The organism is Hydrogenophaga sp. PML113, from assembly GCF_001777155.1.
GTDB classification, from domain to species: Bacteria; Pseudomonadota; Gammaproteobacteria; order Burkholderiales; family Burkholderiaceae_C; genus Hydrogenophaga; species Hydrogenophaga borbori.
The window spans coordinates 177,591-193,709 of the sequence record NZ_MIYM01000001.1 but is presented as its reverse complement, the minus strand read 5'-3'; the positions used below and the strand labels follow the sequence as shown (position 1 = coordinate 193,709).

At 70.1% G+C, this 16,119-nt stretch carries 18 protein-coding genes; 2 read left to right on the top strand and 16 right to left on the bottom strand.

Going from position 1 to position 16,119, the window contains the following annotated elements; all coding sequences use genetic code 11:
* Positions 1-36: 36 nt before the first annotated feature.
* Positions 37-1,515, top strand: a complete 1,479-nt coding sequence (locus BHU06_RS00880) for a S41 family peptidase (protein ID WP_070397256.1) — start codon at positions 37-39, stop codon at positions 1,513-1,515.
* Positions 1,516-1,579: 64 nt separating this feature from the next.
* Complete coding sequence (locus tag BHU06_RS00875) at positions 1,580-2,353, top strand: molybdopterin-synthase adenylyltransferase MoeB (RefSeq protein WP_070397255.1); 774 nt, start codon at positions 1,580-1,582, stop codon at positions 2,351-2,353.
* Here BHU06_RS00875 and BHU06_RS00870 read toward each other — a convergent pair.
* The 16 genes from BHU06_RS00870 to ftsW all read right to left on the bottom strand — a co-directional run bounded on the left by BHU06_RS00870 (position 2,321) and on the right by ftsW (position 16,104).
* Positions 2,321-2,866: a thermonuclease family protein gene (locus BHU06_RS00870; RefSeq protein WP_070397254.1), complete on the bottom strand. Its 546-nt coding sequence runs from the start codon at positions 2,864-2,866 to the stop codon at positions 2,321-2,323. The two genes, BHU06_RS00875 and BHU06_RS00870, sit on opposite strands and share 33 nt — an antisense overlap.
* Positions 2,866-3,087, bottom strand: a complete 222-nt coding sequence (locus BHU06_RS00865; RefSeq protein ID WP_070397253.1) for a hypothetical protein — start codon at positions 3,085-3,087, stop codon at positions 2,866-2,868. The genes BHU06_RS00870 and BHU06_RS00865 overlap by 1 nt, the downstream gene beginning before the upstream one ends.
* Before the next feature lie 139 nt (positions 3,088-3,226).
* Positions 3,227-3,730: a 6,7-dimethyl-8-ribityllumazine synthase gene (locus tag BHU06_RS00860; RefSeq protein ID WP_070397252.1), complete on the bottom strand. Its 504-nt coding sequence runs from the start codon at positions 3,728-3,730 to the stop codon at positions 3,227-3,229.
* Between the two features lies 1 nt (position 3,731).
* Entirely contained in the window at positions 3,732-4,565 is an 834-nt protein-coding gene (locus BHU06_RS00855; RefSeq protein WP_070397747.1) for a DUF429 domain-containing protein, read from the bottom strand.
* A 27-nt stretch (positions 4,566-4,592) separates the two neighbouring features.
* Complete coding sequence (locus BHU06_RS00850; protein WP_070397251.1) at positions 4,593-5,474, bottom strand: EamA family transporter; 882 nt, start codon at positions 5,472-5,474, stop codon at positions 4,593-4,595.
* 28 nt (positions 5,475-5,502) lie between these two features.
* Positions 5,503-5,925 carry a BLUF domain-containing protein gene (locus BHU06_RS00845; RefSeq protein WP_070397250.1) on the bottom strand — a complete coding sequence of 141 codons (423 nt, stop codon included), beginning with the start codon at positions 5,923-5,925 and terminating at the stop codon, positions 5,503-5,505.
* Positions 5,926-5,950: 25 nt separating this feature from the next.
* Positions 5,951-6,679: a GTP cyclohydrolase I gene (folE, locus tag BHU06_RS00840; RefSeq protein WP_070397249.1), complete on the bottom strand. Its 729-nt coding sequence runs from the start codon at positions 6,677-6,679 to the stop codon at positions 5,951-5,953.
* A 72-nt stretch (positions 6,680-6,751) separates the two neighbouring features.
* On the bottom strand, positions 6,752-6,928 hold the full coding sequence (locus tag BHU06_RS22745) for a hypothetical protein (RefSeq protein WP_175442772.1): 177 nt from the start codon (positions 6,926-6,928) through the stop codon (positions 6,752-6,754).
* Between the two features lie 13 nt (positions 6,929-6,941).
* On the bottom strand, positions 6,942-7,865 hold the full coding sequence (gene lpxC, locus BHU06_RS00835) for a UDP-3-O-acyl-N-acetylglucosamine deacetylase (RefSeq protein WP_070397248.1): 924 nt from the start codon (positions 7,863-7,865) through the stop codon (positions 6,942-6,944).
* Between the two features lie 88 nt (positions 7,866-7,953).
* The gene (ftsZ, locus tag BHU06_RS00830) at positions 7,954-9,168 is read right to left on the bottom strand and encodes a cell division protein FtsZ (protein ID WP_070397247.1); all 1,215 of its coding nucleotides are present in this window, start codon (positions 9,166-9,168) and stop codon (positions 7,954-7,956) included.
* Between the two features lie 195 nt (positions 9,169-9,363).
* Positions 9,364-10,593 (bottom strand): cell division protein FtsA, encoded by a 1,230-nt coding sequence (ftsA, locus tag BHU06_RS00825; protein ID WP_070397246.1) that lies wholly within the window; start codon positions 10,591-10,593, stop codon positions 9,364-9,366.
* A gap of 13 nt (positions 10,594-10,606) precedes the next feature.
* A complete protein-coding gene (locus BHU06_RS00820) occupies positions 10,607-11,407 on the bottom strand; it encodes a cell division protein FtsQ/DivIB (protein WP_070397245.1) in 801 nt (266 codons plus the stop codon).
* A gap of 11 nt (positions 11,408-11,418) precedes the next feature.
* Entirely contained in the window at positions 11,419-12,357 is a 939-nt protein-coding gene (locus tag BHU06_RS00815; RefSeq protein WP_070397244.1) for a D-alanine--D-alanine ligase, read from the bottom strand.
* Positions 12,354-13,751, bottom strand: a complete 1,398-nt coding sequence (murC, locus tag BHU06_RS00810; protein ID WP_070397243.1) for a UDP-N-acetylmuramate--L-alanine ligase — start codon at positions 13,749-13,751, stop codon at positions 12,354-12,356. Before murC ends, BHU06_RS00815 begins: the two co-directional genes overlap by 4 nt.
* Complete coding sequence (murG, locus tag BHU06_RS00805) at positions 13,748-14,800, bottom strand: undecaprenyldiphospho-muramoylpentapeptide beta-N-acetylglucosaminyltransferase (RefSeq protein ID WP_070397746.1); 1,053 nt, start codon at positions 14,798-14,800, stop codon at positions 13,748-13,750. The genes murC and murG overlap by 4 nt, the downstream gene beginning before the upstream one ends.
* 26 nt (positions 14,801-14,826) lie before the next feature.
* Complete coding sequence (ftsW, locus tag BHU06_RS00800) at positions 14,827-16,104, bottom strand: putative lipid II flippase FtsW (RefSeq protein ID WP_070397242.1); 1,278 nt, start codon at positions 16,102-16,104, stop codon at positions 14,827-14,829.
* Between the last annotated feature and the right edge of the window lie 15 nt (positions 16,105-16,119).

Below are 16,119 nucleotides of genomic sequence, written 5' to 3'. Positions count from 1 at the left end.
AAGGGCCCTTGTTGGGCAGATTGCAAAGGTGAATCCATGACGAAGCGGGTCGGTTCCAAGCTCAGGACCGTTGGCTGGGTGGCCATTGGCGCGGTGGCCGGTGCGCTCACCACGGTGCAATTGCAGGCGGTGGCGCGCAACACGCTCACCCCCCTGCCGCTGGAAGAACTCCAGCAACTCGCCGCCGTGTTCGGCATGGTCAAGACAGACTATGTGGAACCGGTGGACGAGAAGAAGCTGATCTCGGACGCCATCTCCGGCATGGTGAGCAGCCTCGACCCGCACTCGCAGTACTTCGACAAGAAGTCCTTCAAGGAATTCCGCGAGGGCACCAGCGGCCGCTTCGTGGGCGTGGGCATCGAGATCACCATGGAAGACGGCCTGGTCAAGGTGGTCACCCCGATCGAGGACTCGCCCGCGTTCCGGGCCGGCCTCAAGAGCGGCGACCTGATCACGCGCATCGACGACACCGCCGTCAAGGGCCTCACCATCAATGAGGCCGTCAAGCTCATGCGCGGCGAGCCGCGCACCAAGGTGCTGTTGAGCATCCTGCGCAAGGACGAGGACCGCAGCTTCACCGTCACCATCACGCGCGAGGAAATCAAGACCGTGAGCGTGAAGTCGCGCACGGTCGAGCCGGGCTACGCCTGGGTGCGCGTCTCGCAGTTCCAGGAACGCACCATCGACGACTTCACGCGCAAGCTCGAAGACCTCTACCGCGCCGACCCGAACATGAAAGGTCTGGTGCTCGACCTGCGCAACGACCCGGGCGGCCTGCTGGACGCCGCCGTCGGCCTGTCGGCCGTGTTCCTGCCCGAGAACGTGACCGTGGTGTCCACCAACGGCCAGCTGGAAGAAAGCAAGTTCATCTACAAGGCCATCCCGCAGCACTACCTGCGCCGCGGTGGCAACGACTCGATCCGCCGCCTCACGGAGAACACCAAGGGCTTCTACAAGCGCCTCCCCCTGGTGGTGCTGGTCAACGAAGGTTCGGCCTCGGCCAGCGAGATCGTCGCTGGTGCCCTGCAGGACCACAAGCGCGCCACCGTCATGGGCAGCCAGACCTTCGGCAAGGGCTCGGTGCAGACGGTTCGCCCGCTGGGGCCCGACACTGGGCTGAAACTCACCACCGCGCGCTATTACACGCCCTCGGGTGTGTCCATCCAGGGCAAGGGCATCGTGCCCGACGTCATGGTGGACGAAACCGCCGATGGCAACCTGTTCGCCGCCCTGCGCACCCGCGAGGCCGACCTGAACAACAGCCTGGGCAGCACGCCGCACGGCCCCATGACGGACGCACAGCGCGAGGCCGAGAAGAAACGCGAGGAAGCGCGCGAGGAAGCCCGCAAGAAGCTCGAAGAGGAAGCTCGCAAGAACCCCGGCCAGCGCCTGGTGCCCGAGTTCGGCAGCGACAAGGACTTCCAGCTCCAGCAGGCGCTGAACCGCCTCAAGGGCCAGCCGGTGGTGGTCAGCAAATCGCAGACCGTGCGCCCCGACGAGAAGAAAGAGAACTGAGCCCCGGTGGGCCGCGCGCCGGCCCGCCGCCCTCTTCCTGCGCGGCCCCGCCGCGCCAGATCGCGTGAACGACGCCCAACTGCTGCGCTACTCGCGCCACATCCTGCTCGACGAACTCGGCGTCGAGGGCCAGCAGCGCCTGCTGGCCTCGCACGCCCTGCTCATCGGCGCGGGCGGGCTGGGCTCGCCGGTGGCGCTGTACCTGGGCAGCGCCGGCGTCGGGCGGCTCACCGTGATCGACGACGACACCGTCGACGAGACCAACCTGCAGCGCCAGATCGCGCACAACCTGGCGCGCGTGGGCCGGCCCAAGGCCGAGTCCGTGCGCGAGGCGGTCGCCGCCCTCAACCCCGACGTGCAGGTCACCGCCCTGAACCAGCGCGCCGACGACACCCTTCTCGACGCCTGGGTGCCCACGGCCGACGTGGTCATCGACGGCTGCGACAACTTCGCCACGCGCCAGTTGGTCAACCGGGCCTGCGTGCGCCACGGCAAGCCGCTGGTCTCGGGCGCGGCGATCCGCTTCGACGGCCAATTGGGCGTGTTCGATCCGCGCGTGGCCGACGCGCCCTGCTACGCCTGCGTTTTCCCTCCCGACGCCGGCGTGGAAGAAGTGCGCTGCGCCACCATGGGCGTGTTCGCGCCGCTGGTGGGTATCGTGGGCAGCATGCAGGCGGCCGAAGCGCTGAAGCTCCTCGCGGGCCTGGGCTCGCGCCGCACCAGCCACCTGCTCATGCTTGACGGCCGCGAACTGGCCTTCCACGACATCGCGCTCAAGCGCGACCCGCACTGCCCGGTCTGCGGCTCAGCGCACGGCGGCGCGTCGGCGGTCGGCTGAGGCCGGCGCCGGCCAGGGCGGCTCACAGGGCCCGTGCCGGCGGCGGAAATCGCGCGGCGCCTCGGGTGTGTCCCCGCCCACCCACACGCCGCGGCGTGCCTCGCGCGCCCGCGCTTCGTCTGTCACGTAGCGCCCCTGGCCGCGCCAGCGCGCGGCCCAGGCCCAGCCCGCGCGCACCAGCCAAGCATTCGTGTCTTCGCCCGCGGACTCCAGGCGCGCCAGGCCCCGGCCGTAGCCGTCGCGCGCGCGTTCATGCACCGTCACGGTCCGATCGAGCACGCGAGCGGCCAGGGCGTCGCGCGCAGCCACGCCCACGCGCTGGCAGATTTCGGGGGCGTCGAGGCCGTCCAGGCGCAGCTTGCGCCAGCGCCCGCCCGAGGCGGGCTGCACCCACAGGGTGTCGCCGTCGAACACCCGCATGACACGCGCCGAATAGACCGTTTCGCCCGCCGCCGGGGCCACGGCGAAGCCGGCCAGCAGCGCGCCGGCCACCGCCGCCGCGAAGCGCCGCATCAACCCTTGCGGCCGCCCATGACCAGCAGCACCACGCCCACGGCGATGGCACCGATGCCGGCCCACACGGGCACGTTGATGGTTTCCTTCTGCTTGACCGAGAGCTCCACCGGACCCAACTTCACGGCCTCGGTGTCCTTGGTGTACGTGAAGCTGCCCATGATGAGGCCGATGGCCCCTGCCGCGATGAGCACGACGCCGACGACTTTGGCAAGGTTCATGTGGAGGCTCCGTTGAATGGTCAGAAAGGCCCGATGATGCACCAGCCGAGCCCCAGGACCAGCGCCCGGTGTGAGCGACAAAAGCCCACGGTTCGACGGGTCCATGCCAGCGCCGCCGCGGGCGACGAGCGCAAACGCCTCAGGTGCGCGCGTCGAGCCCGCGCAGGCCGGCCACCGTGCTCAGCAGCGCCTGCGCCGCCTCGGTGCCCTTGGCGCCGAAGTGCTGCTGCAGGAACTTGCGGTGCTCCACGTGCTCGTGGAAGTGGTGCGGCGCCTGCACCGCGCAGATCACCGGCACGCCGGTCTTCAGTTGCACGTCCATCAGCGCCCGCACCACGGCGTCGGCGACGAAGTCGTGGCGGTAGACGCCGCCGTCCACCACCAGCGCGCTGCCCACCACGGCCGCGTAGCGCCCCGACTGCGCCAGGCGCTGCACGTGCAGCGGGATTTCGAAGGCGCCGGCCACGTCGAAGACGTCGATCGCCCCGGGCCCGAAGCCGGCGCGCGCCATCTCGGCGAAGAAGGCGTCGCGCGAGCGCTGCACGATGTCGGCGTGCCAGGACGCTTCGACAAAGGCGAAGCGCAGTTCGCGCGGCAGCGGGGGGAGGTCGATGAGGGACGGGGCTTCGGGCATGGAGGGCATTCTAGGAGCCCACGATCCAGCCCTCGAGCGGGTCGAAGCCCGGCAGGCCCCAGCGCGCATCGCCCGCGCGCCGGCGCTGCAGCGCCCAGGCCGCCTGCAGCAGGCACAGCACCGCGTCCAGCCGGTCGCCGCTGGCGTCGTCGGCCAGGTCGTCGCGCTGCGCGTGCGTGAGCCTCAGCCGCAGGCCGGCCGCCTGCAGCAGGGGCGCCTGGCCATTTTCCAGCGCGTTTACCAGGGTCTTGCGTGCGATCAGGCGCTCGCCAGTCTGCCGGGCCTTGTCGTCGCTCTTGTAGGACACCGCGCCCAGCACGCTGCGCGCAAGCAAGCCGGGATAGGCCTCCAGCGCCACGCGCTGCGGGTCCCCGTCGAGCAGGCCGGGCAGGTGCGCGCCGGCGGCGATCAGGCGCGGCACGCCCGCGTGCATCATGAAGGCCACCGGCGGGTTCACCCACTTCATGCTCGGGCTGGAGCCGGCCGGCCCGTCGGTGGCGCGGTGCGCGAACTTGCCGCCGACGGGGCGCGCATCGCAAAAGGCCGCGAAGGCTTCGCGGATGGCCGCGCGCGGCAGCGCCGCGTAGTGCGCCATGCAGGCGCGCCAGTCCTGGGGCCAGCCCAGGGCCTGCACCAGTTCGCGTGGCAAACCAAACGGCAGGTCGAAGCCGCCCACCCAGGGACCGGGCGCGCGCAGGCGCTCGCCCCAGGCGTCCAGCGATTCGAAACGCTCGATGGCGTCAAGCAGCACGCGGCCCCGCTCGGCGCGGCCCACGGCCAGCACGATGGGCTTGCGCCGCGTCGGCGCGCTCGTGAAATCGCAGCCCAGCAGCGTGAAGTCCATGGCCGCGCCCGCCGAGCCCACGCCGCCTCAGGCCAGGGCCAGCGCCGCCACGCCCAGTCCGATGCACAGCGCGCCGAGGATGCGCAGGCCCCGGTCGCCCTCGCGCAGCAGGTGGCCACCGATGAGCGCGGCGAACAGCATGGACACCTCGCGCGCCGGCGCCACGTGCGACAGCGGCGCGCGCTGCATGGCGAACAGCACCAGCACGTAGGCCACCGGGCTGAGCAGCGCCACCAGCAGCGCGTGGCGCCACTGCAGGCGCCACAGGCGCAGTGCCTCGGCGCGGTCGCGCAGCACACGCGGCGAGAACAGCACCAGCCGAACGAGGTTGCCCATGTAGTCGACCAGGATGGGCGACATCAGCAGCACCTTCACCGCGTAGCCGTCCACCACCGAATAGGCTGCGATGGACAGGCCTGTGAGCGCGCCGTAGTAGAGGCCGCGGTGCAGGCGCTCGCGTTTGGCCGGGTCGTGCGCCGCGCGCCACAGGCCCGGGCCGCCCGCAATGAGGAACACGCCACCCACCACCGCCGCGATGCCGGCGGCGCCGAGCGCGCTCAGGCGCTCGCCGAGGAACAGCACCGCCACCAGCGCAGTGATCAGGGGGCCGCTGCCGCGCGCCAGCGGGTAGACCACGGTGAGGTCGGCGCGCCGGTACCCGCGCAACAAGGTGGTGAAGTAGAAGACGTGGATGACGCCGCTGGCCACCACCATGGCCCATTCGGTGGTGCCCCAGCGCGGCAGTTCGCTGCGCGCGAACCACCAGCCCACGGGCGCCCAGATCACGGCGATCAGCGCGGAGGAAAACCAGGCGAAGCGCGTGTCGCCGCCCGCGTGCTTGGCGGCGATGTTCCAGCCCGCGTGGATCAGGCCCGCGAGCAGGATGAGCAGGAACGCATCGAGCGCCATGGAACGGTGCCGGGCGGGCCCGGGCCGATCAGGCGCGACCGATGATGCTGGCCGTGGCCATCAGCTCTTCGAGCAGCGCCAGCGAGACCTCGCCCGAAACCGCATAGGGGTCGAGCTCGGGGCGCTCGGAGTACTTGAGCACGATGGAGGTGTTGAGCTTGGCGAGGTTGACCTGGCCCATGGTCCAGCCACCGAAGCGGCGCTCGCTGATTTCCTGGTAGTGCAGCAGCACCACGTCCTTGTGGCGCGGGTCGGCCGCGATGTGGTTGTAGAGCTGGTTGACCGCGGCGCGGCCGCCTTCGATGGCCTGCAGGAAGATGCCACCGCCATAGCACAGCACCCCCGTGATGCCGTTGGACAGGTTGTGCTGGCGCGAGGACTCGAGGATGCCTTCGATGGCCTTGGCGTCCTTGTCGACGGCGCGGCTGACGTAGAGCAGACGGACCAGCATGTTGGTTCTTTCCGGTGGAGGGGTCTCAGCGGGGCACGAGGGCGAGGAATTCGCGGCGCAGGTTGGCGTCCTTGAGGAAGACACCGCGCATCACCGAGTTGATCATCTTGCTGTCCATGTCCTTGACGCCGCGCCAGGCCATGCAGTAGTGGCTGGCCTCCATCACGATGGCCAGGCCGTCGGGCTGCGTCTTGTCCTGGATCAGGTCGGCGAGCTGGATCACGGCCTCTTCCTGGATCTGCGGGCGGCCCATGATCCATTCGGCCAGGCGCGCGTACTTGGACAGGCCGATGACGTTGGTGTGCTCATTGGGCATGACGCCGATCCACAGCTTGCCGATGACCGGGCAGAAGTGGTGGCTGCAGGCGCTGCGCACGGTGATCGGGCCCACGATCATGAGCTCGTTGAGGTGCTCGGCGTTGGGGAATTCGGTGACCGCCGGGCCTTTGACGTAGCGGCCCGCGAAGACCTCCTTGAGGTACATCTTGGCCACGCGGCGCGCGGTGTTGCCGGTGTTGTGATCGCTCTCGGTGTCGATCACCATGGCCTCGAGCACGCCCTGCATCTTTTCCGTGACCTCGTCGAGCAGCTTCTCGAGTTCGCCGGGCTGGATGAACTCGGCGATGTTGTCGTTGGAGTGGAAGCGCTGGCGCGCGGCCTTGAGGCGTTCGCGGATCTTGACGGACACGGGCACGCCTTCGTCGCCGGAAGGCGGCGTGGCCGGGGTCTGGTCAGGGTCGGTCTTCATGAGCATTGGGCATGCTACCACCCGGCCCACCCGAGCCGGGCCCGGGCACCCGGGTATCCCCCGGGCGGCTGGGGATCACTACAGCAGCCGCTCGAGCACCAGCACCGCGAAGAAGCCCAGGGCAGCGATCACCGTCCACTTGAGGATCACCAGGCCCCACTGGCGGTAGCGCGGCTGGCCGGTGCCCACGTAGAAGGCGAAACACACGCCGGCCGCGATCAGCAGCAGCAGGACGGCCCAGCGGAACAGCAGCATGCGCGGCGCCGCCTCACCAGGCCGGGGCCACCTGGGCGAAACCGCGCGGGGCCTCGCGCTCGTTCTCGAAGCTCACCAGCTCGTAGGCCTGCGGCCGGTCGAGCAGCGCGCGCAGCAGTTGGTTGTTCATGGCGTGGCCGCTGCGGAAGGCGCTGTAGGCGGCCAACAGCGGCTTGCCGACGATGTACAGGTCGCCCATGGCGTCGAGGATCTTGTGCTTGGCGAACTCGTCGCCGTAGCGCAGGCCATCGGCGTTGAGCACCTTGACGTCGTCCATGACGATGGCGTTGTCCAGCCCGCCGCCCAGCGCCAGGCCGTGGGAACGCATCATCTCCACGTCCTTCGTGAAGCCGAAGGTGCGCGCGCGCGCGATCTCGCGCGCGTAGTTGCCGCTGCCGAGGTCGAACTCCACGCGCTGTCCCGAGGCGTTGACGGCCGGGTGGTCGAACTCGATTTCGAAGCTGAGCTTGTAGCCGTGGTAGGGCTCGAGCCGCGCCCACTTCAGGCCGCGGCCTTCGCCTTCGCGCACCTCCACCGGTTCGATGACGCGAATGAAGCGCTTGGGCGCGTTCTGCGTGGCGATGCCCGCGCTTTGCAGCAGGTAGACAAAGGAAGCGGAAGAGCCGTCGAGGATGGGCACCTCTTCGGCGGTGATGTCGATGAGCAGGTTGTCCAGGCCCAGGCCGGCACAGGCACTCATCAGGTGCTCGATGGTGTGGACCTTCGCGCCGCCGTTGGCGATGGTGGACGCCAGGCGGGTGTCGCTGACGGACAGCGCGTTGACGGGGATGTCGACCGGCTCGGGCAGGTCGACACGGCGGAACACGATACCGGTGTCGGGCGCGGCGGGGCGCAGGGTCAGCTCAACGCGCTGACCGCTGTGCAGGCCGACGCCGACGGCCTTGGTCAGGGATTTGAGGGTGCGTTGCGCAAGCATCCTCGAATTGTAGGTTTCTCGACCCCAGGCCATGGTGGGAAAAGGCGATGACCGCGATAGGGGCGGGCTTTGCCCGCCCCCCTGGCGCTCAGTCGGCCTGCTTGCGCAGGAAGGCCGGGATCTCGAAGTCGTCCATGCCGCCCGAGGCCAGCGCGTCCACCTTGGCCGCCGCCTGGGTGCGGTTGGTGCGCCACACGCTGGGCACGGCCATGTGCTGGTAGTCCGGCTGGGCCGTGCCCGCGCCCGGGCCGCCCACGGCCTGGTTCACCGTCGGCACGTTGAACGGCACGTCGTCGGTGCCGGTGCGCAGCACCTGCAGCGGCGGCTGGCGGCGCTGCTGGCTCTGGCGCGACAGGCCCGTGGCGACCACGGTGACGCGCATCTCGTCGCCGAGGCTGTCGTCGTAGGCGGCGCCGTAGATCACGTGCGCTTCCGCCGAGGCGTAGGCGCGGATGGTGTTCATGGCCAGCTTGGACTCGGCCAGCTTCAGCGAGCCCTTGGCCGCCGTCACCAGCACCAGCACGCCCTTGGCGCCCGACAGGTCGATGCCCTCCAGCAGCGGGCAGGCCACGGCCTGCTCGGCGGCGATGCGCGCGCGGTCCGGGCCGGACGCCGTGGCGGTGCCCATCATGGCCTTGCCGGGCTCGCCCATCACCGTGCGCACGTCCTCGAAGTCCACGTTGACGTTGCCGTACTCGTTGATGATCTCGGCGATGCCGCCCACGGCATTCTTGAGCACGTCGTTGGCGTGCGCGAAGGCCTCGTCCTGGGTGATGTCGTCGCCCAGCACGTCCAGCAGCTTCTCGTTCAGCACCACGATCAGCGAGTCCACGTTGGCCTCGAGCTCGGCCAGGCCCTGGTCGGCGTTGACCATGCGGCGGCCGCCTTCCCAGTCGAAGGGCTTGGTGACCACGCCCACCGTGAGGATGCCCATCTCCTTGGCCACGCGCGCGATCACGGGCGCCGCGCCGGTGCCGGTGCCGCCGCCCATGCCGGCGGTGATGAACAGCATGTGCGCGCCTTCGATGGCCTCGCGGATGCTGTCCACGGCGCCTTCGGCGGCCTCGCGGCCCTTCTCGGGCTTGCTGCCCGCGCCCAGGCCGGTGACGCCCAGCTGGATGGTCTTGTGCGAGGCGCTGCGCGCCAGCGCCTGCGCGTCGGTGTTGGCGCAGATGAACTCCACGCCCTGGACCTGGCGGGCGATCATGTGCTCGACGGCGTTGCCGCCGCCGCCGCCCACGCCGATGACCTTGATCTGCGTGCCCAGGTTGAATTCTTCAACTTCGATCATTTCGATGCTCATTGGGTGCTCCTTTGCAGTTGCCTGTTCTGTTGCCGTGCCACCGGCGATGCTTGGAATGTGAAAACGGAAATCGGGACAAGGGTTCGGGTCATCCGGGAGGACCGGTGTGTTTGGCACACCGTCCTCGTCGTCGGCGCCGCCCCGGCGGCCGCCACTGCGGCGGGCCGTGCGTGGTGAGGGAGATCGTCCAAGGCATCAGAACGTTCCCATGAACCAGTTCTTCACGCGCTCCAGCGTGCCCGACATCGAGCCCGCCTTCTGCGCCACCTTGTGGCCGCGCACGCGGGCCAGCCGCGCTTCCTCCAGCAGGCCCATCACCGTCGCCGCGCGCGTCTGCGCCACCATGTCGGACAGCGCGCTGTGGTAGTTGGGCACGCCGCGGCGCACCGGCTTGAGGAAGATGTCCTCGCCGAGTTCCACCATGCCCGGCATGACCGCGCTGCCGCCCGTGAGCACGATGCCGCTGGAGAGCATTTCCTCGTGCCCGCTGTCGCGCAGCACCTGCTGCACCAGCGAGAAGATTTCCTCCACGCGCGGTTCGATCACGCCGGCCAGGGCCTGCTTGCCCAGCAGGCGCGGGCCGCGGTCGCCCAGGCCCGGCACCTCCACCTGCGTGTCGGGGTCGGCCAGCAGCTGCTTGGCGCAGCCGCTGTCCACCTTGATGTCCTCGGCGTCCTTGGTGGGCGTGCGCAACGCCATGGCGATGTCGCTGGTGATCAGGTCGCCGGCGATCGGAATCACCGCGGTGTGTCGGATCGCGCCACCCGAGAAGATGGCCACGTCGGTGGTGCCGGCGCCGATGTCGACCAGCGCCACGCCCAGCTCCTTCTCGTCGTCGGTCAGGATCGCCTGGCTGCTCGCCAGGGGGTTGAGCATCAGCTGGTCGACTTCCAGCCCGCAGCGGCGCACGCACTTGATGATGTTCTCCGCCGCGCTCTGGGCGCCGGTGACGATGTGCACCTTGGCTTCGAGGCGGATGCCGCTCATGCCGATCGGCTCCTTGACCTCCTGGCCGTCGATCACGAACTCCTGCGGCTCGACCAGCAGCAGGCGCTGGTCGGTGGAGATGTTGATGGCCTTGGCGGTTTCGATCACGCGCGCCACGTCGGTGGCGCTGACCTCACGGTCCTTGATGGCCACCATGCCGCTGCTGTTGATGCCGCGGATGTGGCTGCCGGTGATGCCGGTGTAGACGCGCGCGATGCGGCAGTCGGCCATCAGCTCGGCCTCTTTCAGGGCCTGCTGGATGCTTTGCACCGTCGCGTCGATGTTGACCACCACGCCGCGCTTGAGGCCGTGGCTCGCGGCCACGCCCAGCCCGGCCAGCTTGAGCGTGCCGCCGGCCTGCACCTCGGCCACCACCACCATGATCTTGGCGGTGCCGATGTCGAGTCCGACGACGAGGTCCTTGTATTCCTTGGGCATGATGGTGCGGGCGTTACCGGTTCGTGGGTGTGCGGGGGTTGGCGGGGTGGTCGCTGGTGGTCGTCACGCCGCGGATGCGCAGCGCGTAGCCGTTGGGGTAGCGCAGGTCCACCGTCTGCAGCGCGCCTGCGGTGCGTTCGGTGAGTTGGGGCAAGGTGCCGACGAAGCGCTGCACGCGGGCCTGCAGCTCGTCGGGCGTGCCGCGGCCGAGTTCGACGACCGCGCCGCTGTGCAGCCGCGCGCGCCAGGCGCCGCGCTCGCCGAGCTCCAGGCGGTCCAGGCCGAGCTCCAGGCGCGCGAACTGCGCCTGCAGGGTCTTGTGCATGGCCAGCACCTCGCCCGCCCGGTCCTCGGGGCCGGCGAGTTCGGGCAACTGGTCGACGTCGTCCGGGCTGGCCTCGAAGACCTCGCCGTGGGAATTGACCAGTTCACCCGAGCCTGCTTCGCCCCACCAGGCCACGGCATCGTGCTCCTGCAGGGTCACGCGAAGGCGGTTGGGGAACTCGCGCTGCACCACGGCGCGGCGCACCCAGGGCACCTGCTCGAACATCTGGCGCACCTGATCCAGGTCGACGGTGAGGAAGCTCGACGACAGGCGCGCGCGCATCTGCGTGGCCCGCTGGGCGCGCAGGCCCACGGCGTTCTGGTGCGCCACGTCGCCGTGCACGCTGATGCCCTTGACCGTCCAGGCCGGGTGGCGCACGGCCCAGGTGCCGAGCGCGCCCAGCGCGAGCAAGGCGAACACGCCCAGCAGAAGCTGGGTGGCCAGGGCCATCAGCTTCACGTCCAGGGGCATGTCGGTCGTCGTGGGCATTGGGGGGTGGGTCAGGCGTTGTCCAGCGCGGCGGTGGCCAGCAGGCGCACGCACAGGTCTTCGTAGGAAATGCCCGCCGCGCGCGCCGACATCGGCACGAGCGAGTGACCGGTCATGCCTGGCGAGGTGTTGATCTCCAGCAGGTAGGGCTTGCGCGTGGCGGCGTCGATCATCACGTCGGCGCGCGCCCAGCCGCGGCAGTCCAGCGCCAGGAAGGCCTTGAGCACCAGGACCTGGATGGCGGCCTCCTCGCCCTCGGGCAGGCCGCAGGGCACCAGGTACTGCGTGTCGTCGGTGAAGTACTTGTTCTGGTAGTCGTAGTTGCCGTCGGGCGCCACGATGCGGATGACCGGCAGCGCGCGGGCCGAGTCGCCCGTGCCGAGCACCGGGCAGGTGACTTCGTCGCCAGCGATGAACTGCTCGCACATCACCATCGGGTCCTGCTGGGCGGCCAGGGCATAGGCGGCCTCGCACTGGTCGGCGCTCACCACCTTGGTGAGGCCGATCGTGGAACCCTCTCGCACGGGCTTGACGATCATGGGCGAGCCCAGCGCCTCGAAGGCGGCGCGCGTCTCGGCCGCGCTGCGCACCTGGCGCCAGGCCGGCGTGGACAGGCCCTCGGCCACCCAGATGCGCTTGGTCATGAGCTTGTCCATGGCCACGGCCGAGGCCATCACGCCGGGACCGGTGTAGGGAATGCCCAGCAGCTCCAGCGCGCCCTGCACCGTGCCGTCCTCGCCGAAGCGGCCGTGCAGCGCGATGAAGCAGCGCGCGAAGCCGTCGCGCTTGAGCTCACTCATGTCGCGCTCGGCCGGGTCGAAGGCGTGCGCGTCCACGCCCTGGGACCGCAGGGCCTTGAGCACGCCGGTGCCCGACATGATCGATACCTCGCGTTCGGCGGAACGCCCGCCCATGAGCACCGCCACTTTGCCGAAGTCCTTGCCAGTCATTTCGCCAACTCCATGATTCGTCCCGCCACCGTGCCGATCGTGCCGGCGCCCATGCACAGCACCACGTCGCCGTCGCGGGCGTTGTCCAGCACCGCGCGCGGCATGTCGGCCACGTCGTCCACGAACACCGGTTCCAGCTTGCCGGCCACGCGCAGCGCGCGCGCCAGCGAGCGGCCGTCGGCCGCGACGATGGGCGCTTCGCCGGCCGCGTAGACCTCGGCCAGCAGCACGGCGTCGGCCTGGCCGATGACCTTCACGAAGTCCTCGAAGCAGTCGCGCGTGCGGGTGTAGCGGTGCGGCTGGAAGGCCAGCACCAGGCGCCGCCCCGGGAAGGCGCCGCGCGCGGCAGCGATGGTCGCGGCCATCTCCACCGGGTGGTGGCCGTAGTCGTCGACGATGGTGGCGTGGCCGCCGTCGGCCAGGCGTGCCTCGCCATAGCGCTGGAAGCGCCGGCCCACGCCCTTGAAGCTGGCCAGCGCCTGCAGCACGGCCGCGTCGGGCACGCCCAGCTCGACCGCGATGCCGATGGCGGCGAGCGCGTTGAGCACGTTGTGCTGGCCCGGCAGGTTGAGCACCACGTCGAGATCGGGCAGGGCCACGCCGTTGCGGCGCTGCACGGTGAAGTGCATCTGGCCACCGACCGCGCGCACGTTCAGCGCGCGCACCTGGGCATCCTCGCTCAGGCCGTAGCTGGTGATGGGGCGTGCGATCTGCGGCAGGATCTCGCGGATCGCGGCGTCGTCCACGCAGACCACGGCCGCGCCGTAGAACGGCATCTTGTGCAGGAAGTCCACGAAGGCAGCCTTGAGGCGGCCGAAGTCGTGGCCGTAGGTGTCCATGTGGTCGGCGTCGATGTTGGTGACGACCGAGATCACCGGCAGCAGGTTGAGGAAGGAGGCGTCGGACTCGTCGGCCTCGACCACGATGTACTCGCCGCTGCCCAGGGCCGCGTTGGCGCCGGCGCTGTTCAGGCGCCCGCCGATCACGAAGGTCGGGTCCAGGCCGGCCTCGGCCAGCACGCTGGCCACCAGGCTGGTGGTGGTGGTCTTGCCGTGCGTGCCGGCGATGGCCACGCCCTTCTTCATGCGCATCAGCTCGGCCAGCATCACCGCACGCGGCACCACCGGCACCAGCCTGGCGTGCGCGGCCACCACTTCGGGGTTGTCGGCCTTCACGGCGGTGGAGGTGACGATGGCGTCGGCGCCCTCGATGTGCCTGGCCTCGTGGCCGATGCAGACCTTCGCGCCCAGGGACTCGAGTCGGCGCGTCGTCGCACTCTCGCCCAGGTCGCTGCCGGAGACGGTGTAGCCCTGGTTGAGCAGCACCTCGGCGATGCCGCTCATGCCCGCGCCGCCGATGCCGACGAAGTGGATGTGACGGATGGCGTGCTTCATTCGGTTCTGACTTTCGCGAGTTCGAGGCAGGCGCCGACCACGGCCTCGGTGGCGCCGGTCTTGGCCACGGCGCGCGCCTTTTCGGCCATGGCCTGCAGCTGGGCGCGGTCCAGGCCCTGCAGCAGCAGGGCGAGCTTGTCGGGCGTGAGGCCGGCCTGCGCCTCCAGCCAGGCCGCGCCCGCGTCGACCAGGAAACGCGCGTTGTGCGTCTGGTGGTCGTCCACCGCGGCCGGAAACGGCACCAGCAGCGAGGCCGCGCCCACGGCGGCCAGTTCGGTCACCGTGCTGGCGCCGGCGCGGCCGATCACCAGGTCGGCCTCGGCGTAGGCGCTGGCGGTGTCCTCGATGAAGGGGGTGAGGTCGGCCGCCGCGCCGGCGCTGGCGTAGTTGGCGCGCAGCTCGTCGATCTGCTTCTCGCCGCTCTGGTGCAGCACCACCGGGCGCTGGGCCGCGGGGATCAGGGCCAGCGCCTGCGGCACGACACGGTTGAGCGCCTGCGCGCCCAGGCTGCCGCCCACCACCAGCAGGCGCAACGGGCCCGTGCGGCCCGCGAAGCGCTCGGCCGGCGCGGGCTGGTTCAGAAAGGCCGCGCGCATCGGGTTGCCCACCCACTCGGCCTTGGACAGCGCGTTCGGGAAGGCGCAGAAGCGGCGGTCGGCCACTTCGGCCAGCACCTTGTTCGCCAGACCCGCGATGGAGTTCTGTTCGTGCAGCACCAGGGGCTTGCCCAGCAGCACGCCCATCATCCCGCCCGGGAAGGTGATGTAGCCGCCCAGGCCCACCAGCACGTCGGGCTTCACGCGGCGCACCACCTGCAGGCTCTGCCAGAAGGCGCGCAGCAGGTTCAGCGGCAGCAGCAGCTTCGTGACCAGGCCCTTGCCGCGCAGGCCGCCGAATTCGACGGTCTCGAGCGCGAAGCCGCGCGGCGGCACCAACCGGCTTTCCATGCTGCCCGGCGCGCCCAGCCAGTGCACGCGCCAGCCGCGCGCGCGCAGCGCCTCGGCCACCGCGAGCCCGGGGAAGATATGGCCGCCGGTGCCGCCAGCCATGATCAGGGCGCAGGGCGGGCGTGTGCTCACGTGCGGCCCCCCTTCATCATCTGGCGGTTCTCGAAATCCACCCGCAGCACGACCGCCAGCGCGACCAGGTTGAGCAGGATGGCCGAGCCGCCGTAGCTCATGAAGGGCAGCGTCAGACCCTTGGTGGGCAGCGCGCCCAGGTTCACGCCGATGTTGATGAAGGCCTGGAAGCCGAACCACAGGCCCACGCCCTGCGCCACCAGGCCGGAGAAGACCTGGTCGAGCGCGATGGCCTGGCGGCCAATGTGCATGATGCGCCGCGTGAGCCACAGGAACAGGGCGATCAGTGTGAGCACGCCCAGCAGGCCGAACTCCTCGCCGATGACGGCGAGCAGGAAGTCGGTGTGCGCCTCGGGCAGCCAGTTGAGCTTTTCCACGCTGCCGCCCAGGCCCACGCCGAAGATCTGACCGCGACCGAAGGCGATCAGCGCATGCGAGAGCTGGTAGCCCTTGCCCAGGGCGTGCTCGGCGCTCCAGGGATCGAGGTAGGCGAAGATGCGCTCGCGGCGCCACTCGCTGGCCATGATCATCAGCGCGAAAGCGCCCACCACCACCAGGGCGATGAGGAAGAACATGCGCGCGTTGACGCCGCCCAGGAACAGGATGCCCATGGCGATGACCACGATCACCATGAAGGCGCCCATGTCGGGTTGGGCCAGCAGCAGCACGCCCACCACGCCCAGGGCCACGGCCATGGGCAGCACGGCCTGCCAGAAATTCTGCTTGATCTCCATCTTGCGGACCATGTAGCTGGCGGCATAGAGCAACACCGCGAGCTTGCCCAGCTCGGAGGGCTGGAAGTTCATCACGCCCAACGAGATCCAGCGGTGCGCGCCGTTGACGCCCTTGCCCACCACCAGCACCACCACCATGAGCAGCAACGCGAGGCCGAACAGCCAGGGCGCGAGTTGCTCCCAGCGCTGCATGGGCACCTGAAAGGCCAGCAGCGCGGCGACGAAGGCGATCGCCATCGACAGGCCATGGCGCAGCACGAAGTGCGTGTGCGCGTAGTTTTCGAAGCGCGGGTTGTCGGGCAGCGCGATGGAGGCCGAATAGACCATCACCAGGCCCCAGGCCATCAGCGAGAACACCACCCACAGCAGCGGCTGGTCGAAGCCGGTGACCCCCACCGGCGCGCCGCGCTGCCGACCGTAGCTGCGGCTGGACAGGCGCACCGGGATGCCATCGCCGCCCGCGCCCACCAGCGCGCCGGCGGCCCAGGACGGCAGCCAGCCGCGCAGCCGCTCGCGCAGGCCGGCCCCGAGGCGGGCCATCCGGCCGGGCCCCGG